Genomic DNA, 24,557 nt, shown 5'->3' with positions numbered 1-24,557 from the left:
CCGCCTGGCCGCACTCGCGGTGCGATGGACACCCTCTTGGTACTGACTGAATCACTCGCGGTAATTCTTAGATCTTCACCGCGAGAGGTGCCCGGTGGCCGAGATCCATCACTTCACGTACGGCGTCTTCAACCCGATCGCCGCTTTCCTGCTCGCTTTCCTGGGGTCGTTCTTCGGCCTGCTCAGCACGGCCCGCGGCCGCAACGCCCGCACCCGGGGACGGCGCAACCGCTGGCTCCTCATCGCCGCCTTCGCGATCGGCGGCGGCGCGATCTGGCTCATGCACTTCGCCGCGATGCTCGGCTTCGAGGTGCCGGCCAGCCCGGTCCGTTTCGACGTCCCGATGACCGTCCTCAGTCTGGGACTCGCCGTCTGTGCCGTCGGGGCGGGGCTGCTCATGGTGGGCCACGGCCGGCGCAGCGTGCCCAAGACGCTGGTGGCCGGCGGCCTGACCGGCGGCGGCGTGTTGTCCATGCACTACACCGGCATGCAGGGCATGCATGTGGCCGGCGAGATGCACTACGACATGGCGCTGGTGGCCGCCTCGGCGATCATCGCGGTGGTGGCCTCGACGGCCGCGCTCTGGTTCACCGTCTCGGTGCGCGGCTGGGTGCCGATCGGTGGGGCCGCGGTCATCATGGCGATCGCGGTGTGCGGCATGCACTACACCGGGATGGCCGCGATGTCGGTGCACCTCGACCCGGCATCGCTCGACCGGGTGGAGGGCTTCCGGCCGCTGACCCTGATCCTGCCGATCACGCTGATCACCGCGGCCACCATCATCGGGGTGGCGCTGAGCGCGTTGCAGGCGATGACCGAGGAGGAGTTCACCAACGGCGCCGGCACGCCGAAGCGGGGGGTGCACGCCGAGCCGGGCAACCCCTGGTCGCTCAAGCAGGCGACGCTGGCGACCCCCGGCCGCCGGCCCTCGCCGCGCCCGGTTCCGATCCGCACACCCACCAACGGCTGACGCTCCGGTACGTTCTCGGCATGGCGCCACGGATGCTGCTGTCGATGCCGTTGCACGCGATCACCGAGGTGTACGGCGAGGCGGGTCTGCGTGAGCGGTTCCGGCTCGAGCTCGAGACCTTTCCGGAGGCCGAGAGCAAGCAGTTGATCGAGGCGCTCGACCTGGCTGCCCGGCTGCACGCCAACGACCGCCGGGTCCGCGAGCCCTACCTCAACCACCTGCTGCGGGTGGCCATCCGGATCATCAAGTACTACGGCGTACGGGACGTGGACGTGCTCACCGCGGCGCTGCTGCACGATGCGGTGGAGGACCATCCGGGCGAGCTCGCGGGCACCAGCCAGGGCTCCTGGACCGAGTTGACCGAGGCGGCGATCGCCGAGCTGGCGTCCCGCTTCGGCCCCCGGGTGGCCGAGCTGGTCCGCTCGGTCACCAACCCGGAGTACGACCCCGAGCGCGACCGCCACGAGCAATACCGGGCACACGTGACGGCCAGCCTCGACCGCGACCCGTGGGCCCGGGTGATCAAGGTCTCGGACTTCACCGACAACGGGGTGGGCGTCGTCCACACCACCCCGGAGAAGGCGCTCTCGGCGGCTCGCAAGTACCGCCCGCTCGTGCCCAAACTGCGCGAACTGGTCGGCCGTCCGGACACCCCGCTGTCGATCGCCGCCAAGGACCACATCCTGGATCAGCTCGACCTGGCCGAGGAACGATTCGCCTGCATCCTCGACGATTAATCTGGGGGCCATGGTCCACACCGACGCTTGGTGGCGCGACGCCGTCATCTATCAGGTCTATCCCCGCTCGTTCGCCGACAGCGACGGCGACGGCATGGGCGACCTGCCCGGCATCACCGGGCGCCTGCCCCATCTGAAGGAACTCGGCGTAGACGCCGTCTGGCTCTCCCCGTTCTATCCGTCGCCGCAGCACGACGCGGGCTACGACGTCGCCGACTACCGCGGCGTCGATCCGCTGTTCGGCGAGCTCGGGGACGCCGACAAGCTGATCGCCGAGGCACACGGCCTGGGGCTGAAGGTCATCGTCGACCTGGTGCCCAACCACACCTCGAACGAGCACGAGTGGTTCCGGGCCGCGCTGGCCGCGGGGCCGGGCAGTCCCGAGCGGGAGCGCTACATCTTCCGCGACGGCACCGGCGGCGAACCGCCGAACTCGTGGCAGAGCGTCTTCGGCGGCAGCGCGTGGGAGCGGACGCCGGACGGGCAGTGGTATCTGCACCTGTTCGACGTGAGCCAGCCCGACCTCAACTGGGACAACCCCGAGGTGCGGGCCGAGTTCCTCGACATCCTGCGCTTCTGGCTCGACCGCGGCGTCGACGGCTTCCGGGTCGACGTCGCGCACGGCCTGGTCAAGGAGGCGAGCCTGGCCGACTGGACGCAGCCCAGCCAGATCCTGGGCGGGATCGACCCGGCCGGCCCGCCGCCGCCGATGTGGGACCAGGAGGGCGTGCACGAGATCTACCGGTCCTGGCGGCAGGTGCTCGACGAGTACCCGGGCGGCCGCGTGCTGGTGGCCGAGGCGTGGGTGGCTCCGGCCGACCGGCTGGCCCGCTATGTGCGGCCCGACGAGATGCACCAGGCTTTCAACTTCCCGTACCTCGAGGCCCCGTGGGAGCCGTCGGCGCTGCGCGCCGTCATCGACGAGTCGCTCGAGGTCAACAACACGGTCGGCGCGACCACCACGTGGGTGCTCTCCAATCACGACGTCGTCCGGCACGCCACCCGGCTCGGCTATCCGGTCGGCACCCCGCGGATGCACGGCGTCGGTGCCGAGGACCCGCAGCCGGACACCGCGCTCGGCCTGCGCCGGGCCCGGGCGGCCACGCTGCTGATGCTCGCGCTGCCCGGGTCGGCCTATCTCTATCAGGGCGAGGAACTGGGGCTGCCCGAGCACACCACGATGGCCGACGAGTTCCGGGAGGATCCGGCCTGGGAGCGCTCCGGGCACGCCGAGCGCGGCCGGGACGGCTGCCGGGTGCCGCTGCCGTGGGAGGCCGACGCCCCGTCGTACGGCTTCGGACCGACCGACAGCTCCTGGCTGCCACAGCCGGCGACCTGGGCCGAATACGCGCTCGACCGCCAGCAGGGTGTGGCCGGGTCGACCTGGGAGCTCTATCGCACCGCGCTCGGCCTGCGGCGGGAGCACGGTCTCGGTCGCGGATCCGTGACGTGGCAGGACGGCTCGTTCGCCTTCCGCAACGGTGACCTGCTGGTGCTGACCAATTTCACCGCCGAACCGGTGGAGCTACCGGCCGGCGCCCGGGTCCTGCTGAGCAGCGAGCCCCTCGACGGCGACGGGCGGGTCCCCGCCGACGTGACCGTCTGGGCGCACCTCTAGCCGGGCCGCCCGGGCCAGCAGGGCGGCGTGCGTGTCGGCCATGTCGCGCGCGACCGTCCTGCTGGCCAGCCAGAACATGATGCCGGTGGGCACCCAGAAGAGCTGGAAGGCGGCCAGCCCGGCCGCGTAGTTGAGCGGCGGCGGGAACGCGCCGGCCAGCCCCCGGAAGGCGACCGCCACCATGACGTTGCCGCCGGCCCGGCCGAAACCGTTGACCAGGTTGCCCAGGCTGTAGACGGTGCCGCGGTGCTCGGGCGGGTTGACGTCGGCGATCAGGGCGAACCAGTTGGGTGAGTTGGCCGAGGTGAGCATGAGCGCGAAGACCGCGAAGACGAGGCAGAGACCGACGGTGGGCTCGGTGAACACGTCGTTGAGCACGGCACCGATCACCGCCCCGGTGCCGGCGCCGTCGGGCACGTCGATTTTCATCGGCACGAAGAACAACACGACGTAGAACGGCACGGCGGCCAGGACACCGACCGAGGCGACCAGTGCGCGGCCCCGGGGAGTGCGGCGCTGGAGCCGGTCGCCGACCAGCCCACCGAGGATGGACAGCGCGCCGCCCAGCTGGAACAGCGTGGCGAAGACGCTGCCGACGAGGACAGCCGTGCCCGCGGTGTAGCCCTGGTCCTCGGCGCGGGCGCGGAACAGCACGGGCAGCCACACGAGCGAGCCGAGGGCGATCTGGGCCGTGCCGCCCTGCAGGATCAGCCAGACATTGGTGCGCCGGCGCAGGATCTTGGGCAGGTGGTCGTGGTGGATCCGCTCGTCGTAGTCGACGCCGGCCAGCTCGGGCTGACTGTCGCCGCGAGGCACGTTGTAGGTGAACAGATAGGCGACCGTGGCCACCCCGCCGACCACCGCGGTCACCAGGAACGGCCGGCGCCAGTCGGCGTGGCCGAGCAGACCGCCGAGCAGGGTGCCGGCCAGCGTGCCGACGCCCTGGGACAGGCCCCAGAAGCTCATCACCAGGCCCCGGCGCCGGGGTGAGATGAGATCGCTGACCACGGCGAAGCTGACCGAGGCGACCGCGCCCAGGCCGAACGCGGCGACGACCTGGCTGATCAGGAAGCTGGAATAGCCGCCGGCCAGGCCCGACCAGGTGGTGCCGGCGATCCAGATCAGCGTGCCGGCGATGAGCACCGGCTTGCGGTCGGTGCGATCGCCGGCATACGCGAAGCCGATCGCGGCCACCGCGCTGATCAGGAACATGATCGTGGTGGACAGCGCGATGTGGGCCTCACTGACGCCGAACGCGTCGCCGATGCTGCCGTAGAGCGGCGGCACCAGGCCGATCGCGACATTGTCGAGCGAGGCGAGGACCACGAACACCACGACGCTGTAGGCGCGGTGGGCGCTGCCTCCCCTGGTCACCTGTGAAGGTTAGCGGGGGCGGTCGATCACCGAGGCGCGCGCCGCCACGTATTGCTCCCGGATGATCGGGGCGCTCGGGGCCTCGTACGTCTCGGGGGGCTCGGCCGACCACACGGGCGGCTCCTGACCGCCCACCGCGACCCACGCGGCCTGCCGGGCGGCGCCGTCGGCGACGTACTCACCCGGCGGCGGGACCAGCACCGGCAAGCCGAACAGCTCCGGGGCGATGCGGCGGACCGCCTCACTGCGGGCACCTCCGCCGACCAGCACGATGCGGTTGGCCGTGGCGCCGTTGGCGACCAGCGCGTCGAGCCCGTCGGCCAGCGCGCAGAGCATGCCCTCGACGGCGGCCCGGGCCAGGTGGGCCGGGTCGGACGTCTTGAGGGTCAGCCCGTGGATCGCGCCGGTGGCGTCGGGCCGGTTGGGGGTGCGCTCACCTTCGAGGTACGGGATGAGGACGAGCCCGTCGGCGCCGGCCGGGGCACTCAGGGCCAGCCGGGACAGCTCGGCGTGGTCGACACCGAGCAGCTTGCCGGCCGCGTCGAGCACCCGGGCCGCGTTCAGCGTCACCACGATCGGCAGGAACCGGCCGGTGGTGTCGGCGAAACCGGCCACCGTGCCGCTCGGGTCGTTGGGCGAGACGTCGGACGAGACGAAGACCGTGCCCGAGGTGCCGATCGACACGATCACGTCGCCGGTGCCGGCACCGGTGCCGAACGCGGCGGCCGCGTTGTCACCCGCGCCGGGACCGAGCGGGGCACCGTTGGGCAGATGGCCGGCGATACCGGTCGGGCCGAGCACCTCGGGTGTCTTGATCAGCCGGCCGAAGCCCAGCTCGAGCAGATCGGGGCGGTATTCGTTGGTCCGGGCCGACCAGTAGAGCGTCCCGCTGGCGTCGCTGCGGTCGGTCTTGATCGTGCTGATGTCCGTCGATCCAGAGAGTTTCCAGGTCAGCCAGTCGTGCGGCAGGCAGACCGCGGCCACCCGGGCCGCGTTGTCCGGCTCGTTGCGGGCCAGCCAGCGCAGCTTGGTCAGGGTGAAGCTGGCGACCGGCACGATGCCGACCGCGTCGGCCCACTTGTCGCCGCCGCCGAGCTCGGTGATGAGGTCGGCGGCCGCGCCGGCGCTGCGCGTGTCGTTCCACAGCAGCGCCGGGCGGACCACTTCGCCGTTCTCGTCGAGCACCACCATGCCGTGCTGCTGACCGGCCACCGAGGCGGCGGCCACGTCGTCGAGGCCGCCGGCCTCGTCGATCGCCTGTCGCAGTGCGGCCCACCAGGCATCCGGATGCACCTCGGTGCCGTCCGGATGCGCGGCGCGGCCCTGCCGGACCAGCCGGCCGGTCTCCGCGTCGCGGATGACCACCTTGCAGGACTGGGTGGAGCTGTCGATCCCGGCTACTAGCGTCATGTCGTTCCTTTAGTTGGCGCGCAGAACGTGGTCGATCATCAGCTGGTGGAGCTTCACGAAACCGTAGCCCTGGGCACCGGCCGCGTCGACGTCGAAGTCGTCCCAGGCGCTCTTGTCGTTCAGCAGGTCCTGGTAGGTCTCGCCCGGGTTGAGCGTCGGGGTCTCGAGCTCCAGCACCTTGCTGTCGCGCAGCGCCTCCTGCACCACCGGGTCGGCCCGGAACTCCTGCGCGCGCTCCTTGAGCAGCAGGTACATCCGCATGTTGGCCTTGGCCGACTCCCAGACGCCGTCGATGTTCTCGGTGCGGGAGGGCTTGTAGTCGAAGTGGCGCGGGCCGTCGTACTTGGGGCCGCCGCCGATCGGGCCGTTCTCCAGCAGGTCGACCAGGGAGAACGCGTTGAGCAGGTCGCCGTGGCCGAACACCAGGTCCTGGTCGAACTTCACGCTGTGCTGACCGTTGAGGTCGATGTGGAAAAGCTTCTTCTGCCACAGCGCCTGGGCGATGCCCTGGGTGAAGTTGAGGTTGGACATCTGCTCGTGCCCGACCTCGGGGTTGATGCCGAACAGCTCGGGCCGCTCCAGCTCGTAGGTGAAGGCGATGGCGTGGCCGAGGGTCGGCAGCAGGATGTCGCCGCGGGGCTCGTTCGGCTTCGGCTCGATGGCGAAGCGCAGGCCGTAGCCCTTGTCCTCGGAGTACTGCGCGAGCAGGTTGAGGCCCTCGCGGTAACGGTCGAGCGCGGCGTTGATGTCCTTGGCCGCGTCGTACTCGGCACCCTCACGGCCGCCCCAGAGCACGAAGGTCTCGGCGCCCAGCTCGGCCGCGAGGTCCACCTGGCGCAGGACCTTGCGCAGCGCGTAGCGCCGGACCGAGCGGTCGTTGCTGGTGAACGCGCCGTCCTTGAAGACCGGGTGGCTGAACGTGTTGGTGGTGACCATCGGGACGACGATGCCCGTCTCCTCCAGCGCCTTCTTGAAGCCGCTGAGGATGCCGTCACGGGTCGACGCGTCCGAGCCGAACGGGACCAGGTCGTCGTCATGGAACGTGAGGCCGTAGGCGCCGATCTCGGCCAGCTTGTGCACCGCCTCGATCGGATCGAGCGGCGGGCGGGTGGCCGAGCCGAACGCGTCGACGGCCTGCCACCCGATGGTCCACAGGCCGAAGGAGAACTTGTCTTCACGAGTGGGTTGGACCGGCACGGTTACCTCCACGTAACAACTCGGATTTGTTTATTGGTTGAATTATTTGACCGCCGTGTGGCATTGTCAAGACGTGAGCGGCCGCTTGATGAATGCTTCCCGCAGCCCCGTCCGGCAATCGAGCGTGCGAGCCCACAATCTCGCGCTCGTGTTGCAGACAGTGGCGAACAGCGCAGATCGCCCATCCCGGGCAGCCATCTCGGGCGCCACCGGGCTCACCCGGGCGACCGTGTCGGCGCTGGTCGACGACCTCATCGCGGGCCGGCTGCTCACCGAGCTCGATCCCGCCCCGCGGACCGGCGCCGGCCGTCCCGCCGCCGGCCTGGCGCTGACCCCGGACGGACCCGGCGGTCTCGGCCTCGAGATCAACGTCGACTACCTGGCCGCCTGCGTGGTCGATCTGACCGGCGTCGTGCGCCACCGCTTCGTCACCCGGGCCGACCAGCGACTGCTGCCACCGGCGGCGGCGCTGGCCGACCTGGCCGTGCTGGCCGTCCAGGCCCGCGAGGCGGCCGCCGCCGACGGCATCGAACTGGCCGGGGCCGCGCTGGCCGTGCCCGGCCTGGTCACCGCGAACGGCCTGGTGCGGGTCGCCCCCAATCTGGACTGGCAGGACGTCGACGTGCCGGCCCTGCTCGACCTGGGCCTGCCGCTGGCCGTCGACAACGAGGCCAACCTGGCGGCGCTGGGCGAGCTACGGACCGACGGCGGGCCGCCGACCTTCCTGTACGTCTCGGGCGAGATCGGCATCGGTGCCGGCATCGTGCTCGACGGCGAGCTCTATCGGGGCGGGCGGGGCTGGAGCGGCGAGATCGGGCACGTCACCGTCTATCCGGACGGCCGGCCCTGCCGCTGCGGCGCGAACGGCTGCCTCGAGCAGTACGCGGGTCAGGAGGCGGTCGCGGCCGATCCCGACCTGGCCGCCGCCTCGCTCGGGATCGCGCTGTCGGCCGTGGTCAACCTGCTCGATCTCGGCGTGATCGTGCTCGGGGGCGGATACGCCCCCGAGTTCGACCGGCTGCGCGACGGCATCGAGACCGAGCTGCGCCGCCGGGTGCTGACCGCCGACCTGGCCCCGGTCACGCTCCGACCGGCCACGCTGGGGGCCGACGCGGCCATGCGCGGTGCGGCCGACGTGGTGATCGCCGGGGTGCGGGACGATCCGGCGCGATGGCTGGCCCGGGCTCAGGCCGTCTGAGCGGACGCGGCCTCGCCACTCTCCCCCGCGGCGGCGGCGAACTCGCTGAGCCCGCGGAGCAGAGCCGCCCGGCCGCTGCCCGACATCCTCTCGAGCACGCCGGTGAGCGCGCGGCGCCGGATGCGGCGCAGCTCGCCCAGCAGGGTGCGGGACGCCGGGGTCAGATAGAGCGCGATCTCGCGGCGGTCGGCCCGGCCAGGCACCCGCTCGACCATGCCCGAGGCCACCAGGCGGTCGCACAGCCGGCTGGCCGACGAGAGCAGCATGCCCAGCTCGGCCGCGAGCCCGCCCAGATTGATGCCCTCGGCCCGCTCGACGGCGAGCAGGGCGTTCAATTGGACGGACGAGATGCGCGGGGTCACCTGCTCGCGGGCCGCGTCCCACGCGAGCAGCAAGGATTTCGCGGCGTCATCGATCGCCGCGGTCTGCATCGGGTCCGGCACGTCCGGCCCATGGTGAACGGCCATGGTGCAGGAGAGACTACTCGTACGGCTCGGTCTGTTCGAGGAGGTCGCCATTGATCGACAGGCTACTGGTGCTTCGGCGGCTTCTCACCGACGCGGCCGCTGACGCCATCCCGGAACGCCTGGCCGAGGGACTCGCCACGGCCTACGGGATCACCGACACCGAGTTGTACCTGGTCGATTACCGTTTGGCGGCCCTCGTGCCGGTGTTCGACGGCCCGCCCCGCACCCACCCCGGCGATCCGGTCTGGCGGTGCTTCGATCATCAGTCACCGGTGAATGAGAACTCTGTGATGTTCCTGCCCGTTTCGGTCCGGGGGGAACGAATCGGGGTGCTGAGCTGCGCACCGGCGCCGGAGAGCCCCGAGCTGGTGGCCGAGGTGGCGGAAGCCCTGGCCCACGAGCTGGAGGCGGCCAACGGCGGCACCGACCGCTATCAGTCAGCGGCTCGGATCCGGCGGCTCACGCTGGCCGCCGAGATGCAGTGGGAGCTGCTGCCCGCGCGCGGCCGCATCCGTCCGGCGTTCGGCCTGGCCGGGCAGCTCGAACCGTCGTACGCGGTGCGCGGGGACAGCTTCGACTGGGCCGACCAGGACGGCCGGGTCTCACTGAGCGTGCTCAACGGCATGGGCGAAGGGGTGTCGGCGGCCCTGCTGACCTCGCTCGCCACCTTTGCGCTGCGTAACGCGCGCCGGGCCGGCATCCCGCTGGCCGATCAGGCCGCGCTGGCCGATCAGGCGATCTATGCCGAGCATCAGGGCCTGCGGCACGTGTCGGCGCTGCTGCTCGAGCTCAACCTGACCACCGGCGAGATGCTCGCGGTCGACGCGGGCTCGCCCCGGCTGCTCCTGCTCCGGGGCACCGCCGTGCACGAGCAGAAACTCACCAAGGAATTTCCGCTCGGCATGTTCGAGGAGACCGACTATCGGGTCCAGAGCTTCCGGCTGGAGCCGGGCGATCGGCTGCTGCTGGTCAGCGATGGCGTCTACGACGCGGTCACCGCGACCGGACGGTACGGCGACGCGGCCCTGGCCCGCTTCGTGCGGCGCACCGGCTCACTGGCTCCGCTGCAGGCTGTGCGATCGCTGCTGGGTGACCTGCGGGCGTTCGTGGGCGACGCCGAGCTGGAGGACGACGCGGTCGCCGTCTGCCTCGACTTCCGGGGACTGGACACGGGCACGGAAAAGGCCGCCACCTGAGGGGTGACGGCCTTTCTCGTACGCCGGAGGGTCAGCCGGAGGCGCCGGTGCGGCGGCCGATGGCCTCGACGAAGATCTCGCCCATCTTCGCCGGGTCCTTGGCGACGAAGACACCACCAGCGGGCGTGCCCTTCACGATCGTCTGCAGCTCGGGCTCGCTGACCTGATCACCGATGCCGATGATGACCAGACGGACGGGCTTCTGCGGATCGGTGTTCTTCTTCAGCTCGCTGAGCAGCTTCTCGATCTTGATGCCGTCTTTGTTCTCGTTCTTGCCGTCGGTGAAGAGGATGACGGAGTTGACCCGGCCGGGCTGCCAGGTCCTGTTCACCTCTTTGTAGGCGTCGAGAACGGTGTCGTAGAGGCCGGTGTCGCCGCCGTCCTTGGGCACGATCTGGTCGATCGAGGCCTGCAGCTTGCTCCGGCCCGTGGCCAGCGGAGTGATCGGCACGATCTGCTTCCACGGTCGCTTGCCGACCATCTCGGTCGAGAACAGCCAGACGCCGACGGCCCATTTCTCGCTGAACATCTGCAGACCGGCCGCGGCCGCCTTGCGGGTCACCGCGGCGCGGGTCTGGTTGTTGGCGGTCGGCACTTCCGTCTCCATCGAACCGGAGACGTCGAAGACCGCGAGCACCCGGCCGGGCTGGGTGATGGCGTTCCAGCTGCCCAGCACCTGGCTCAGCGCGCTGGCGTCGAGGCCGGCCGCGGCCGTGCCGCCGTTGTCACCGCTGCCGCCGCCGACCGTATTGCTCACCGCCGGGGAGGCGTCGGGAGCGCCCAGCGGACGGGCGAACCCGGAGCCGAACGAGCCGTCGGGCGAGCGCAGCCCGGCCGCGCCGAGCGCGTTCTTGAACGTGGCGCTGGCCAGCTGCGTGCGCAGGCCGGCAGCCGCCCGCTGCTTCTGCAGGTCGACCTCGGGCATCACGGCGTAGGGGTAGTCGAGCGGCATCGGGTTGGGCTCGGGGTAGAGCGCGACCAGCGGCACCGGCGGCTTGGCCGCGTTGTAGGAGACCACGTCCTCCTCGGAGACCGGGGCCGCGCCGAGGCTGTTGACGATGTCGTTGGCGTCGTTCGACCGCGGGAACCGCTCGATCAACTCGCCCCGCAGCGCCGACGCGTTCTCCGCGAGCGCCGAGATCGCCGTGACCTTGGTCGCCTGCGCCTTCTCACCGGCTCCGGCCGCCTGGCCGAGCGCGACCAGCGCGGCCAGGCCGGCCGCGTCGCGCGTGGGCTGGGTGATGCCGGTGGTCAGGGTGGTGCTGGTCTGCATCATCGTGAGCAGTTCAGCCCAGCCGATCTTCTTCTTGGGCCAGCCGACCTGCGCGGCGACCGGCTTGGGCATGGCCAGCACGATCGGGCTCTGCGCGATGGGCTTGCTGTCGGAGGGCACGAAGCCGGGCGCCTCGGACTTCAACCGCAGGATCCAGGTCGAGGAGTCGGCGACCCAGACGTCGGGCACCTTGACGGCCTCGGGGGCGGTGCCCACGCCGGCCAGTTGCACCTTGTGCTCACCGGCGATGGCCGCGGCCATGGTGGCGGAGTTGACGTCGGAGACCGTGACGCCGACACAGGTGCCGTCGACGTTGGCTCCCTCCTGGACCCAGCGCTGCGCGACCTGGTCGATCGACGGCGCGATCTCCCCGGTGGCGGCGACGGTCAGCCGGATGGATCCGGTGCAGCCCTTGTCAGAGAGCTGCTGATAACCGAAGTAGGACCCCGCGAGCACGACGACGATTGCCATCGCAGCTCCAACGACGCCCGCTCCTCGGAGACTGAAGTTTCTACGATGGCGGCCAGACACGCGCTCTATAGTGCGCATCACTCAACCTGAATGCCATATACGTTCGGTCGAAAGTTACTCGGATTGGGATTCTTGGCATCTTGAGTGACTGACCGTGGTGGCGTCATCTCGATCAGTTGCGGGCGCTGCCCGTTTTGACACCTCGACCGCCGAGACCGCCCTCTCTCCCGTTACGCGCCTTGGCGAGCACCGGCGACATTCCAGCGCAGCAAGGCCGTCGGGCTGGCCTCGGCGGCCGGCTCGCCCTGCCGGACGGGCTGCCCGGTCTCCCCGTCGATCCGGAAAGTCGTCACGCTCTGTGATCGCTGATTGGTTACGTAGAGGTGATCCCCAATCAGGATCATGTGTCTTGGCCAGTCACCTTCGGTGGCCGTCTCGCTCACCAGCACCGCCTGGTCGCCGTCCCAGGTGAACGTCGCGATCGTGTTGGCACCGCGGTTGGCGACGTAGACGAAGCGGCCGTCGGGGCGTACCACGATCTCGGACGGATAGTTCTCGCCCTCGGCCGTCGTGGTCGCGGCCCGGCCGGCCGCGGCCAGCGAGCCGTCGGTGGCCGGACGCCACCAGGTGAGGTCACCACTGAGCTCGCCGACCACGAACAAGGCGCCGTCGGGCGAGAAGCGCACGTGACGCGGGCCGGTGCCGGGCTCGGCGTCCACCGCGGCGCCCAGCAGCGACAGGCGGCCCGAGACCGGGTCCAGGCGCGCGCGCCACACCTTGTCGGAGCCGAGGTCGGCGATCAGCACCTCGTCGCGGACCGGGAAGACCATGTGGGCGTGCGGGCCGGCCTGACGATCGGTGACCGGGCCGCTGCCGGTCAAGGTGAGCAGGTCCGAGCGCTCGCCCGGAGCACCCTCGGCATCGAGCGGGAAGACGGCGACCGAGCCGGTGCCGTAATTGGCCACCAGCAGGTGCCGCCCGTCGGCGGTGACCGCGAGGTGCGCCGGGTCGCTGCCGCCGGTGGGGCGGGTGACCAGCGGCGTCAGGGAGCCGTCACCGGCCACCGCGAACGCGCTGACCGTGCCGTCGGGGTCGAGCTCGTTCACCGCGTAGAGGACCGGCCGGGTGGGGTGCTGGGCCAGGAAGGACGGGCTCGGCGTCCGGGCCGCGACCCCGACCCGGGTCAGCACACCGGTCGCCGGGTCCCGCCTCAGCCGGACGACACCCTCGCCGTCGCCACCCTTGTCGGCCGTGTAACCACCGACGAATACGTGCTCATCGCTCGCGCCCATGGGGAGATCCCATCACACCGCGATCCTCAGCGGGACGCCGCGGCGGCCCGCGCTCCTCAGCGGGACGCCGCGGTGGTGAGCTGACGACGGGCCACGTACTCGACGAGTTCGATCAGGACATTGCGGGCCCCGGTGGGCTCGCGGGCGTCGAAGAGGACGACCGGGACGCCCGGATCGAGGTCGAGGGCCCGGCCGACCGCTTCGGCGCCGAACCGCTGATCGGGGTCGAAGCAGTTGACCGCAACGACGAACGGGGTGCCCCGCTGCTCGAAGTAGTCGATCGAAGGGAAGCAGTCGGCCAGCCGGCGCGTGTCGGCCAGCACCACCGCGCCCAGGGCGCCCTCGGACAACTCGTCCCAGAGGAACCAGAACCTGTCCTGCCCGGGCGTGCCGAACAGGTAGAGCTGGAGGTCGTCGGTGATCGTGATGCGACCGAAGTCCATCGTCACGGTCGTGGTGGTCTTGCCCTCCACGCCGCCGATGTCGTCGGCGCCCTCGACCCCGGTGAGGACCTCCTCGGTCTGCAGCGGACGGATCTCGCTGACCGAGCCCACCATCGTGGTCTTGCCGGCGCCGAAGCCACCGGCGATCAGGATCTTGAGCGCGACCGGGATGCGCGACGACGCGCCGTTGCGGTCAGAGCGCACGGAGTCCATTGACAACCGCCTTGAGTACGTCGACATCGTGCGGCTGGGACGCCGCCGGGGGTTCGTACAGCGAGATGAGGCCTGCCGAGCGTAGATCACCCAGCAGAACGCGAATGACACCGATCGACAGGTCGAGAGCCGAGGCCAGCTCGACGACCGAGATCGGCTCCCAGGACGCGGCCACGATGGCGTGGTGCTCCGGTTGCAGATGGCCGGCCCCGGCGTCGCCGTCGGCGGTGGCCACCACGAACGCCACCAGGTCGAACTCGCCGTCGGTGGGGGCCACCCGGCCCTGGGTCATCGCGTAGGGCCGGACCACCGGGCCCGCGTCGTGATCGAGCCAGTCGTGCGCCACCCGCGGCCGGTCAGCCGGCATCGGAGGGCAGCACGGCGGAGCGCCCGGGAGCGCTCATGTTCTGGCCGACCCGGGTCACGAGCATGGCCATCTCGTACGCGATGAGGCCGAGATCCGCGTCGCTCGAGGCGACCACGGCCAGGCAGGCGCCGTGCCCGGCGGCCGTGACGAAGAGGAAGGCGGACTCCATCTCGACCACCGTCTGGCGCACCGGGCCGGCCCGGAAGTGCCGGCTCGCCCCCTTGGCCAGACTCTGGAAACCGGCCGCCATCGCCGACAGGTGCTCGGCGTCCTCCCGGTTGAGCCCGGCCGACGATCCCATCAGGAGGCCGTCGGCCGAGAGCACGACCGCCTGCTGCGCCGTGGGCACGCGCTCCACCAGGTCGTCGAGGAGCCAGGTGAGGTGCGCGCGCTGGTTCGTCGTCTGTGTCACTTATGCGTCCTTTTCCGGCCTGATCACGTCTTCGCCCCCGGAGCCGTCGGCACGGTTGCCCCCCGCATCCTGTCCGCCCCCGGGTGATGCCTCGTCCCGGGCGAGCGCCTGGGTGACGATCGCCGGGAAACTGACGGTAGCCGCATCCGCAAAGGATTCGCCGCTCGGTCGAACATCAATGTCCGTGTCATCCGCATTGGACCTATCTTCAGATCCGGAATCCGCACGTTGCTGACCGTTCCCGCCGCGCATTCCGTACCCGGTCGCGGTGGGGAGGTTACTCTGCGCATTTTCGTCGTCCGGGCTCAGGTAGCGAGCGGCGTCTATGCGGCCGCGGGTGGTGCCCCGCTGGAGGGCGCTCATGATGCTGCGGACCTGCTCGGGCGAGCGCAACTGGGCCGGGGCCTCCTGCTCCTCGACCGGTGCGCCGGCCGGGCGGCGCAACTGGGGTACCAGATTGGCCTGGCGCACGCGGCGCGGCAGACCGTCCTCAGTGGCCCCGTCAGCCGGCGAGGCACCTGCCGGCGGAGCGCCGGCCGGAGCGTTGGTGACCGGCGCGTTCGCGACCGGAGCGTTGGCGACCGGCGCGTTGGTGACCGGTGCATTGGTGACCGGTGCATTGGTGACCGGTGGCAGCGGTCGGCCGATCGGCAGGGTGGCTGGGACGGGCATGGGCGGCATGACCGGCGCCGAGTTGCGCGGAACCGAGCGCTGGGCCGGGATGACCCGCGGGCTCTCCCTCTGGGGCAGATCGACCCGCCTCGGCGTCAGCTCGACCGGCGCTGCCGTCGCCTCGATCGACGCGGTACCGATCGGTGCGGGCTCGGCGGACGCGGGGGCGGGCTCGGCGTGGACCGGCTCGGCGGGGGTGGGCGTTCGGCGTACGCGTCTGCGCTGGACCAGGCCCTCCTCGCTCAAGCCCTCAGCGACCGACGCCGGGGCGGGCCCACCGACCCCGGCGGGCCCGCGGTGCTGCCCGCTGGTGACCGTGCCGCGGACCGGGTGAGGTGGTTCCCCGGGCGTCGCGGTGCCGTTGATGGGGTGACCGGCCGCGGTGAGCTGCTGCAACTCCTCGGTGCCCTGCCATTGGAGCGCGGCCAGCGAGGGCCGCGCCGGGTCGTCGGAGCCCGACCCGACGAGCGGGCGCTCCCCGGTGGACCCGGACGGCAGCGTGGCGACCGGCGCGCCCGCGATCAACTCGCCCGGGATCAGCACGATCGCGGTGACCCCGGCGAACGCGGAGGCGCGCAGCGACACCCGGATGCCGTGCCGGTGGGCCAGCTGGGCCACCACGAACAGGCCCAGGCGGGCGCTGTCGGCCGGGTCGAAATCGGGCGGCTCGGCCAGCCGGCGGTTCGCCTCGTCGATCGCCTCCGGGGTCATGCCGAGCCCGCGGTCCTCGATCTCGACGCCGTACCCGTTGGGCAGTGCCTGGCCCGAGACCTGGACCCGGGTCTGCGGCGGGGAGAACGAAGCCGCGTTCTCCAGCAGCTCGGCCAGCAGGTGGATGACGTCGCCGACGGCCCGGCCCAGCACCGAGGCCGACCCGACCGAGCGGATGTCGACGCGCTTGTAGTCCTCGACCTCACTGATCGCGCCGCGGACGACGTCGATCACCGGGACCGGGTTGCGCCAGCCGCGACCGGGTGCGGCTCCGGCCAGGATGACCAGGTCCTCCGCGTGGCGGCGCATCCGCGTGGCGAGGTGGTCGACGCGGTAGAGGTCTTCCAGTTCCTGGGGCTCGGTCTCGCGGCGCTCCATGCGGTCGAGCAGGGCGAGCTGGCGGTGCAGCAGGGTCTGGCTGCGCCGGGCGATGTTGAGGAACACCTCATTGAGCCCGCGCCGGACGTTCGCCTCCTCGACCGCGGACTGCAGAGCCGTCCGCTGGACCTCGTTGAAGGCCTGCCCGAGCTGGCCGATCTCGTCACGCCCGTACTCCAGCGGCGGGGTCTCGACCTCGACGTCGACCTGTTCGCCGCGTTGCAGCCGGCGGACCACGCCGGGCAGCCGCTCGGCCGCCATCTCGCGGGCCTCGCCGTGCAGGCGGCGCAGCCGGCCGACGATCGAGCGGCCGACCCGCACCGAGAGGTAGAGCGAGGCGGCCAGCGCGGCCAGCCCGAGGATGCCCGCCAGCCCGAGCCGGATCAGCACCCGCTCGGCGACCGGACGCGCCCGGTCGGTCAGCGAGTCGGTGGCCGCCAGCTCGAACGCGCGCAGCTCCTGCGCCACCGCGACATACGCCGGGCGGAAGTCGGCGCTGCTCACCGGGGTGGCCACGCCGTCGCGGCTCTGCTGCACGAGCTGGTTGAGCAAGTTGTCGAGCCGGTCGTAGGCCGTGTCCGCGCGCAGCTGGGCGAACGTGGTGCGGTCGCTCTCGGACATGTCCTCCACGCCCCGCTCGAGCAGGAAGCGGGCGGTGCCGGCGTCCTGGATGAGCTGGCCGCGGATCTCGGGGGTGAAGCGGCCCGCGGCGGTGGCCCCGCCGACCAGGGCGTCGACCCGGCTCAGGTATTCCTGGCCGTGACCGACCGTGGTCAGCGCGCGCAGCTCGCCGTCGATCTGCTCGTCGTTGAAGGTGGCGGTGGCCGCGAAGGTCTGGAAGCCGGCGCCGATCACGCTGTTGAACAGGCCCTGCGCGCCGATCGCGTCCATCCCGCGGCGATCGATGTGCCCGCGGTTGCCGGTCAGGCTGGCCAGCTGGGTCAGAAACTGGTCGATCCGGCCGCGCAGCGCTGCACTGGTCGCGTCGCGCGCGTCGCCACCCTCGGCCAGGCGGCGGAAGTTCGCGATCGAGCGGTCGCTGGCGCCGCGCTGGTCGATCAGCGCCTGCGACGGCGGGCCGGTGCCGGATAGATATTCGACGCTGAACAGGCGCTCGCGCTGCAGCTGGCCGACCAGCTCGATGCCGGGGTTGCCGACGTTGTCCAGCACCGTGCGGGCGGACAGCAGGTTGAACGCCGGGCCGGCGGTGAGCGCCGTCGCGAAGAGCCACAGTGCCAGCACAGCCGTCAGCGGGACGGCGGCCAATACGATGATCTTCGAACGGATCGACCAGTAACGCTTCTTCATCAGGCTCCGCTCTTCCGGCGTACGCCTTCGGGAGGATACGGAAAACCGGCAGGGCGAGCCACCGCTGGGGCGTACCGAAAAAAGGGTCTAAGTCCTTATTGGCGGTCCAGATCGGCACGGTACGCCGGGTCGTCCTTATGACACTGTGACCGGGCGATCACCGGAAGCAGCGAAACGAAGACGCGCGAACGGGATTGACGGGACACCCCGGATGGGAATACCCGGTTTGGATTAGGAGGCCCCATGTCCCCCAGTGCCTTGATCATTCTGGTCATCGTCATCCTCGTCGTTGTCATCGCCGCGATCCTCGTCGGCGTCCGAGCCATGCGCCGCAAGCAGTTGCAGAACACCTTCGGCCCGGAGTACGACCGCGTGGTCGCCGACTCCGGCAGCCGCACCGAGGCCGAGAAGGAGCTTCGTGAGCGGGAGAAGAAGCACGCCTCGCTCGAGCTGAAGCCGCTGTCGGCCGAGGCGCAGGCCACCTACTCGGCGAACTGGGAAGAACTGCAGATCCAGTTCGTGGACGACCCGCAGCAGGCCGTCACCGCGGCCGATGACCTGGTCACCCGCCTGATCACCGACCGGGGCTACCCGACCGGTGAGTACGACGACCGGCTCGCCAACCTCTCGGTCGAGCACGCGCGCACGCTGGATCACTACCGCCAGGCCCACGAGATCAGCCGCCGCAACACGGCGGGCGACGCGAACACCGAGGACCTGCGGCAGGCGCTGGTGCATTACCGGGCGCTCTTCGCCGACCTGCTCGGTACCGACCCGGTGCCCTCGACTGCTACTGCTACACCCGAGTCCACAACGGACAACGCCGCCGCCGACCCCCCGGTGCCCGCTCCTCGTACGGACGCCGACGAGTCCTCCGCCCGCGACACCCGCCGTTAGGAGCCGCCGCCATGAAGTTCTTCTCCAATGAGAAAGAGTCCGAGACCGAGCCCCAGGCCGACCCGGACCGCACGCAGCCGGTCTCGACCCAGCCGGTGACCGTGCCGCCGCAGCGCGCCGGGTCGCCGTGGAGTGACGCGCCGCGTGACCCGGCCGACAAATCCGACGTCGCGTTCCAGCCGGAGAATCCCGACCGGTCGACGTCCGGCACCGCGTCCGACACCGCGTCCGGCACCGCGTCCGGCACCGCGTCCGACACCGCGGACGGCGAGCCCGTCGACCGGGAGCGCCGGGGCGTCGTCGAGGAGCAGGCGGTCAGCACGACGACGTACGGCCCGGACGGGACGGTCGTCGAGGACACCGACTACCGGGCCACGCACACCGGCGACGCGGCCGACCGCCCGCGGGACGACTCACCGGTCGACCTGCCGCTGACCGACGACACGGCGATCAAGGACGAGGGCACGTTCGACAGCCCCCGGGCGGTCGACCCGGCCACGGGCGACAAGTTCGACACCCCGCAGGACGCCGCGGTCAAGGATGACGGGACGTTCGACAGCCCTCAGGCGGTCGACCCGGCCACCGGGGACACGCTCGACAGCGACAACCAGCGGGCGTCCGACACGCCGGCCACCCCCGCCGCGCCGGTGGCCGAGGCCGCCGCGGTGCCGGTCGCCGCACCGGCCGCAGCCGCCGCCCCGAAGCCCGCGGCCGACTCCGGCCCGGCCAAGTTGCTGCCGGACGGTGACTCCTTCGCCGAGCGGTTCCGCGACATCCAGCTGCGCTTCGTGGACGAGCCCAAGGAGGCCACCGCCGAGGCCGCCGCGCTGGTCGGTGACGCGGTCGACAAGCTCACGAGCGCGCTCAAGGCGCAGCGGGACGGCCTGGCCGGCAACTCCGACGACACCGAGAAGCTGCGGGTCGAGCTCCGGGCGTACCGGGAGATCCTGAACCGGCTGCTCGCGCTCTGACATCGGCGAACGACACGAAGGGGAGCCCATCGGGCTCCCCTTCGGCGTTAACGTGCGGGGATGCGCGCCGACCGTCTGCTCTCGCTCCTGCTGCTGTTGCAGACCCGCGGGCGGATGACGGCCCAGGATCTCGCCGGTGAGCTCGAAGTGTCGGTACGCACCGTCTACCGCGACATCGACTCGCTGAGCGCGGCCGGGGTGCCGGTCTATGCCGACCGCGGCCCGGCCGGTGGATACCAGCTGCTGGACGGGTATCGCACGCGGCTGACCGGGCTCACGTCGGATGAGGCGGGCACGCTCTTCCTGGCCGGGATGCCGGGGCCGGCCGCCGAGCTCGGCCTGGGATCGGTGCTGGCGGCGGCGCAACTCAAGCTGCGGGCGTCGCTGACTGGTGAGCTGGCCGACCGGGCCGATCGCGTACGGGAGAGATTCCACCTGGACGCGCCGGGGTGGTTCCGGGCCGGCGAACCGGTGCCGCACCTGTCGACCGTGGCCGACGCGGTGTGGAGCGGCCGCCGGATCGAGGTGCGCTACCGCCGGTGGAAGGCGCCGCGCGAAGTGACCCGCACCCTGCATCCGCTCGGGGTCGTGCTGAAGGCGGGCCGCTGGTATCTGGTGGCCGCCACCGAGACGCGGACGACGGCCTACCGGGTATCGAACATTCTCGAGGCCGCGCTGCTGAACGAGCCCGCGGTCCGGCCCGCCGGTTTCGAGCTGGCCGCGTTCTGGCAGGAGTGGACCGAGAGGTACGAGCAGAGCGTCTACACCGGGACGGCGACCGTGCGGATGACCGCGGCGGCGCTCGCGCGGATGGCGTTCGTGTTCCCGCCGGAGATGGCGCGGGTGGCGCGGGCCGAGGCCGGCGAGCCCGATGGGACCGGATGGCTGGTCACCCGGGTGCCGATCGAGTCGGTGCGGCACGGGCACATCGAGCTGCTCAAACTAGGGGCCGAGGCGGAAGTGCTCGATCCGCCGGAGTTGCGGGCGGCCTTCACCGAGACGGCCCGGGGGCTGGCGTCGACCTACCTGCCCTCGGCCGTGTTTCCGGTGGATTCGTAGTCGCCGACGCTGCCGCCGTACGGGGCCGGGTCGTCGTCGCCGCCGATGCCGCCGCCGTACGGAGCCGCGTCGTCGCCGCCGCCGATGCCGCCGCCGTACGGAGCCGCGTCGTCGTAGTCGCTGACGCGGGCGCCGTACGGGGCCGGGTCGTCGTCGTCCGAGGGGTAGCCGGTCTCGTCCTCGATCGGAGGTTCCGTGGTCTCGGTGGGCTCGGCCGGTGGGACGGTGCTCGACTCGGTGGGGCTGGTCGGGCTGGTCGGGCTGGGGTCGGCCGGGGTGGCCGGCTCGGTGGTGGTGCGGGTCGGCTCGGGCGTGGGCGAACTCGATGACGCGGACGGCTCGGGGGTGGCACTCGTGCTGGGCGCCGGCTTGGCCGTGGGTGAGCTGGTCAGCGGGAGGATGTTGCTCCGAGGGTCGGCGTCGACGCTGGTGTCGCTGGTCTTCTCGCCGCCACCGGTGCCGCCGGGCAGCTCCTGGCCCGCCCTCTCGGCGCCCTGCTGGTTGACGACGGGCGGGCCGACCGGCCCCGGCTGCGGCGACGGTCCGAGTTGCACACCCATCCACAGCGCAGGCCCGAGCCCGACAGCGATGATCGCTCCGAAGAGCGCCAACGGCCCCCGCTCCATGTCTCGGCCTCCCCGCCTCGTGGGAATCATCCCGCCGGTCCGAGCACTTTCTCTACCCGTTATCGCTAGGGGTAAGCGAACGTCTCGCAAGCTCATGGTGACTAAAAGTGACTACACGTTCGCTTTGCCGTCACCCGCTCGACCCGCTGATGCCAGGAATCACGCGGCGTCCACATCGGAAGTTCACTCCTCGTGATGCCGATTTCCGCGCGATCTGCGAGCAGGCTCCGGCCGAACGTGCTGGCCCCGAGGTCTGCTCACGGTCATCGACCTGCGCAAACTTGAGTCAGCACAGTGGACGCGGGCCGGTCGACGCCAAAATGAGGTGGCCGCCGCCGGTCATCACCCGGTCGAGGCCGGGTTCGCCCCCAAAGCCGCCACCGTGCGTGCCCGCCGAAAGCCGCTGACCAGCACTTACGTGAGGAACGACACGGCCCGCGCCGAGTGCTGACCACGGCAGCGGGTCCGGGTACGTGTCGCGATCAGCAGGTGCGCCTCGCCGCCAGCGGATGCGGGCCGAGTTGCAGGCGCAGATGCAGTCGCGATCCAGGTGGGGTTGTGGCCTGCAGGTGCGGCCACAAGCAGCGGGTGCGCGCCCGGGTCCGTGTGGCGAGCAGCAGGTGCGCCTCGCCGCCAGCGGATGCGAGCCGGGCTCCAGGCGAAGATGCAGGACGCGATCACCAGGTGGGGTTGTGGTCTGCAGGTGCGGGCCACGAGCAGCAGGTTGGAGACAGGTCCGTGTCGCGGGGTAGCGGGCCGCGAGCAGCGGGCGCGCGGCAGCGGGCGCGGGTCGCGAGCAGCGAGCGCGGCAGCGGGCAGCGGGCACGGGTCGCGAGCAGCGGGTGCGGGTCGCGAGCAGCGGTGCGGGTCGCGAGCAGCGGGTGCGGCAGCGGACGCGGGTCGCGAGCAGCGGGTGCGGCAGCGGACGCGGGTCGCGAGCAGCGGGTGCGGGTCGCGAGCAGCGGGTGCGGGTCGCGAGCAGCGGGTGCGGCAGCGGGCGCGGGTCGCGAGCAGCGGGTGCGGGTCGCGAGCAGCGGGTGCGGGTCGCGGTCAGCGGGTGCGGGTCAGGAATGCCACCGCGTCGTCGAGGGCGGCCCAGCCGCCGGGGAGTTCTTCGCTGTCGAGTGTGCTGCGGACGGTCAGGGTGACGCCGTCATGCAGATTGATCTCCCACGATCGGCGGCCGTTGCGGGTGGCCGAGGCTGTGGCGACGTCGGCGAAGGGCACAAAACGGCTGCCCGCCGCGGCTGGATCATGCGCGCGGGCATCGGGAAGCGTCGCGGTGGAAGCGGTGTGTTGCGACCCCGCGCCGGCGGTTGCCTGGGTGAGCGTCGACGGCGGCTCTGTCGAGCCGATCGCGTCGGCCGGGGACGAACCAGCCGGGATGGAACCGGTGGACGACGGACCAGCCGGGGAGGAAGCGGCCGGGGCGGGAACGGCGGCCGACGGACCAGTTGGAGAGGAAACAGCCCGGGCAGGAACGGCGGCCGACGGACCAGCCGGGGACGAAGCGGCCGGGGTGGGACCCGTGGTGGATGGACCGACCGGAGAGAGGCCGGCCGGGGACAGACCGGCGGCCGGGGTGGGACCGGCGGGGGTGCCGTCGGTGAGGACGCCGTCGGTGGCCAGGCGGGTGAGGCGGCGTTTGGCCTCGTGGTGGCGTGAGCGCGGCAGGCCCGGGACGAGGAACAAGCCGGTCTCGAGCACGAGCAGGTCGGTGCGGGAGCCGTCGACCTGGACGCCCACGACGCCGCCGAGCACCGGGACCCGGGCCGAGTGGTGGCGGGACGGGGCGGCGGCCGCGGTCAGGTCGACCCCCAGCGCCGTCAGCCACTCGCGGACCTGGCCGACCGTGGCCGGGTCGCCGGCCATCTCGGCCGGGATCTGCAACTCCAGATAGGAGCCGTCGATCGCCACCAGCTCGGCCGTGCCCGACCAGCTGTGACGCCAGCGGGCCACGCCGCTGCGCAGGGCGGCCAGGGCCAGCAGCAACGCGATCAGGTTGGTGACCCGGCCCGAGACCTCGTCGGCCGGCAGGTCCTCGAAAACCGTCTCGGCGATCTTGCCGAGGCGTCCGTCGGCGGCCAGGTCGAGCACCTCGGCCGCGCCGGTCACCGGGGTGCCGGCCGCGCGGGACAGCGCCCGCAGTGACGCGTCGGCTTCCCGTTCCATCTCGGCCAGGCGGGCCACGCCGAAGAACTCGTCCCAGCTCACCACCGCGCGCCCACCCACCGGGAAGGCCATCGCCTGCAACGCCCGGCCCATCCCGGGCAGGTCGGGAACGAGGTCGCCGGCCGGCTGCCCGGGCGCCTCGGGGCCCTCGGGGGTGAGGGCGGCCAGCGCGGCCAGGCGAGCGGCGAGCGGCGGGTGCGGATCCCACTCGCCCGGCGGCTCGGGCTCGCGGGCCCGGAGCACGGCCATGTCGTCGCTGCGGGCCGCCAGGACGTGCAGGAAACCGCCGAACACGTCGTCGGGGACAAGACCGGTCTGCCAGCCGGGACTGAGGTATTCGGCGTGGAAGAGCTGTTGCAGGCCCTCGAGTGCGGGCCGGTCGCGCAGCACCGCGGCCGCCGCGCGCGGGCCGGCGAAGGCGGCGGCCACCCGGTCGGCGGCCAGCTCCTGCCCGTGGCTGTAGGGATTGTCGACCCTCAGATAAAGCCGGGCCCACGCGCGCAGCAGGGGGCCGGCCGGGCTGCGGCGTGGGATGCGCGGGACGATCCGGCCCAGGGCGATCCGGCCGCGCCGGGCCAGGGGGGCGAAGCGACCGCCCAGCGCGGGTGAGCCGTGCGCCAGCTCGTGGGCGACGGCCGCCCGCAGCCGGGACTCGTCCCATGCCTGGAGCAGCGGAAGCCCCAGGTAGAGCTCGCGACGACCGCCGAGCAGACCGCCCAGGCGCAGCGGCTCGAAGAGCGCGAGGGTGGCCCCGGCCACGACGGTCACCCCGTCGGGTGGCTGGACCCCGGCCGCGGCCGATGCCTCGTCGAGCATCGTCCACAGATCAGGCGCGTGCCGGCGCAGCACGGGCACGCCGGCCGGCGTCGAGCGGCGCAGGCGCAGGGCCCGCACGGTGGCCCACCACAGCAAGCCGGCCACGGCGATGACCAGCGGCACCGCCACCCCGAGGGCGAGCGAGCCCGGCAACGGCCGCAGGATCAGCAGCACGACCAGCAGCACCGCGCCGACCTGAAGCCAGGCCAGCGTGAGGAAGCCCAGCAGCATCGCCGCCGAGCGCCCCGCGGAGCCCACGGCCTCGTCCGCCCCGGAACCTGACGCCTCCGCATCCGGCCGCACCATCAA

At 71.8% G+C, this 24,557-nt stretch carries 20 protein-coding genes; 8 read left to right on the top strand and 12 right to left on the bottom strand.

Translation table 11 applies throughout. The features are described from left to right. Nucleotides 1–94: 94 nt before the first annotated feature. The 3 genes from NAG42_RS32500 to NAG42_RS32490 are packed head-to-tail and all read left to right on the top strand — an operon-like array spanning nt 95 to nt 3,325. Nucleotides 95–970 carry an MHYT domain-containing protein gene (locus NAG42_RS32500; RefSeq protein WP_250035754.1) on the top strand — a complete coding sequence of 292 codons (876 nt, stop codon included), beginning with the start codon at nt 95–97 and terminating at the stop codon, nt 968–970. Between the two features lie 20 nt (nt 971–990). Continuing rightward, nucleotides 991–1,707, top strand: a complete 717-nt coding sequence (locus tag NAG42_RS32495; RefSeq protein ID WP_250035753.1) for an HD domain-containing protein — start codon at nt 991–993, stop codon at nt 1,705–1,707. A gap of 10 nt (nt 1,708–1,717) precedes the next feature. Beyond that, nucleotides 1,718–3,325, top strand: coding sequence for a glycoside hydrolase family 13 protein (locus tag NAG42_RS32490; protein ID WP_250035752.1), 1,608 nt, complete (start codon nt 1,718–1,720; stop codon nt 3,323–3,325). Here NAG42_RS32490 and NAG42_RS32485 read toward each other — a convergent pair. From NAG42_RS32485 to xylA, 3 genes are read right to left on the bottom strand one after another with little or no spacing between them, the layout of a single operon-like run. Then, nucleotides 3,233–4,699 carry an MFS transporter gene (locus NAG42_RS32485; protein WP_250035751.1) on the bottom strand — a complete coding sequence of 489 codons (1,467 nt, stop codon included), beginning with the start codon at nt 4,697–4,699 and terminating at the stop codon, nt 3,233–3,235. The genes NAG42_RS32490 and NAG42_RS32485 overlap by 93 nt on opposite strands. Before the next feature lie 9 nt (nt 4,700–4,708). After that, entirely contained in the window at nt 4,709–6,109 is a 1,401-nt protein-coding gene (gene xylB / locus NAG42_RS32480; RefSeq protein WP_250035750.1) for a xylulokinase, read from the bottom strand. A gap of 9 nt (nt 6,110–6,118) precedes the next feature. Beyond that, nucleotides 6,119–7,306 carry a xylose isomerase gene (gene xylA / locus NAG42_RS32475; protein ID WP_250035749.1) on the bottom strand — a complete coding sequence of 396 codons (1,188 nt, stop codon included), beginning with the start codon at nt 7,304–7,306 and terminating at the stop codon, nt 6,119–6,121. Between the two features lie 88 nt (nt 7,307–7,394). On the opposite strand from xylA, the gene NAG42_RS32470 reads away from it, so the two are divergent. Further along, nucleotides 7,395–8,504: an ROK family protein gene (locus NAG42_RS32470; RefSeq protein ID WP_250035887.1), complete on the top strand. Its 1,110-nt coding sequence runs from the start codon at nt 7,395–7,397 to the stop codon at nt 8,502–8,504. Here NAG42_RS32470 and NAG42_RS32465 read toward each other — a convergent pair. Beyond that, a complete protein-coding gene (locus NAG42_RS32465; protein WP_250035748.1) occupies nt 8,492–8,971 on the bottom strand; it encodes a MarR family winged helix-turn-helix transcriptional regulator in 480 nt (159 codons plus the stop codon). The two genes, NAG42_RS32470 and NAG42_RS32465, sit on opposite strands and share 13 nt — an antisense overlap. A 50-nt stretch (nt 8,972–9,021) precedes the next feature. Between NAG42_RS32465 and NAG42_RS32460 the strand changes: the two genes are divergently transcribed. After that, the gene (locus NAG42_RS32460) at nt 9,022–10,167 is read left to right on the top strand and encodes a PP2C family protein-serine/threonine phosphatase (protein ID WP_250035747.1); all 1,146 of its coding nucleotides are present in this window, start codon (nt 9,022–9,024) and stop codon (nt 10,165–10,167) included. A 31-nt stretch (nt 10,168–10,198) separates the two neighbouring features. Here NAG42_RS32460 and NAG42_RS32455 read toward each other — a convergent pair whose 3' ends face one another. The 6 genes from NAG42_RS32455 to NAG42_RS32430 form a co-directional block, all read right to left on the bottom strand. After that, entirely contained in the window at nt 10,199–11,911 is a 1,713-nt protein-coding gene (locus NAG42_RS32455) for a substrate-binding domain-containing protein (RefSeq protein ID WP_250035746.1), read from the bottom strand. Nucleotides 11,912–12,141: 230 nt separating this feature from the next. Further along, nucleotides 12,142–13,203, bottom strand: a complete 1,062-nt coding sequence (locus NAG42_RS32450; protein ID WP_250035745.1) for a lactonase family protein — start codon at nt 13,201–13,203, stop codon at nt 12,142–12,144. 56 nt (nt 13,204–13,259) lie between these two features. Further along, entirely contained in the window at nt 13,260–13,859 is a 600-nt protein-coding gene (locus NAG42_RS32445; protein ID WP_250035743.1) for a GTP-binding protein, read from the bottom strand. Then, nucleotides 13,840–14,226 carry a DUF742 domain-containing protein gene (locus tag NAG42_RS32440; RefSeq protein WP_250035742.1) on the bottom strand — a complete coding sequence of 129 codons (387 nt, stop codon included), beginning with the start codon at nt 14,224–14,226 and terminating at the stop codon, nt 13,840–13,842. Before NAG42_RS32440 ends, NAG42_RS32445 begins: the two co-directional genes overlap by 20 nt. Further along, nucleotides 14,216–14,638: a roadblock/LC7 domain-containing protein gene (locus NAG42_RS32435; RefSeq protein ID WP_250035741.1), complete on the bottom strand. Its 423-nt coding sequence runs from the start codon at nt 14,636–14,638 to the stop codon at nt 14,216–14,218. The genes NAG42_RS32440 and NAG42_RS32435 overlap by 11 nt, the downstream gene beginning before the upstream one ends. After that, nucleotides 14,639–17,707, bottom strand: coding sequence for a sensor histidine kinase (locus NAG42_RS32430; RefSeq protein WP_250035740.1), 3,069 nt, complete (start codon nt 17,705–17,707; stop codon nt 14,639–14,641). It abuts the gene before it with no gap. Nucleotides 17,708–17,950: 243 nt separating this feature from the next. On the opposite strand from NAG42_RS32430, the gene NAG42_RS32425 reads away from it, so the two are divergent. From NAG42_RS32425 to NAG42_RS32415, 3 genes are read left to right on the top strand one after another with little or no spacing between them, the layout of a single operon-like run. Then, a complete protein-coding gene (locus tag NAG42_RS32425) occupies nt 17,951–18,604 on the top strand; it encodes a hypothetical protein (RefSeq protein ID WP_250035739.1) in 654 nt (217 codons plus the stop codon). Nucleotides 18,605–18,615: 11 nt separating this feature from the next. Further along, a complete protein-coding gene (locus NAG42_RS32420) occupies nt 18,616–19,575 on the top strand; it encodes a hypothetical protein (RefSeq protein ID WP_250035738.1) in 960 nt (319 codons plus the stop codon). A gap of 60 nt (nt 19,576–19,635) precedes the next feature. Beyond that, complete coding sequence (locus tag NAG42_RS32415; protein WP_250035737.1) at nt 19,636–20,634, top strand: helix-turn-helix transcriptional regulator; 999 nt, start codon at nt 19,636–19,638, stop codon at nt 20,632–20,634. On the opposite strand, the gene NAG42_RS32410 is transcribed toward NAG42_RS32415, so the two are convergent. Together NAG42_RS32410 and NAG42_RS32405 are read right to left on the bottom strand one after the other, a co-directional pair. Next, nucleotides 20,598–21,260 carry a hypothetical protein gene (locus NAG42_RS32410; protein ID WP_250035736.1) on the bottom strand — a complete coding sequence of 221 codons (663 nt, stop codon included), beginning with the start codon at nt 21,258–21,260 and terminating at the stop codon, nt 20,598–20,600. The genes NAG42_RS32415 and NAG42_RS32410 overlap by 37 nt on opposite strands. A 1,050-nt stretch (nt 21,261–22,310) precedes the next feature. Continuing rightward, complete coding sequence (locus tag NAG42_RS32405) at nt 22,311–24,506, bottom strand: peptidase (protein ID WP_250035735.1); 2,196 nt, start codon at nt 24,504–24,506, stop codon at nt 22,311–22,313. Nucleotides 24,507–24,557 lie beyond the last annotated feature (51 nt).

It is taken from the genome of Paractinoplanes maris, assembly GCF_023544465.1.
Classification (GTDB): Bacteria; Actinomycetota; Actinomycetes; order Mycobacteriales; family Micromonosporaceae; genus Actinoplanes; species Actinoplanes maris.
This window is presented reverse-complemented; position numbering and strand designations above follow the sequence as displayed.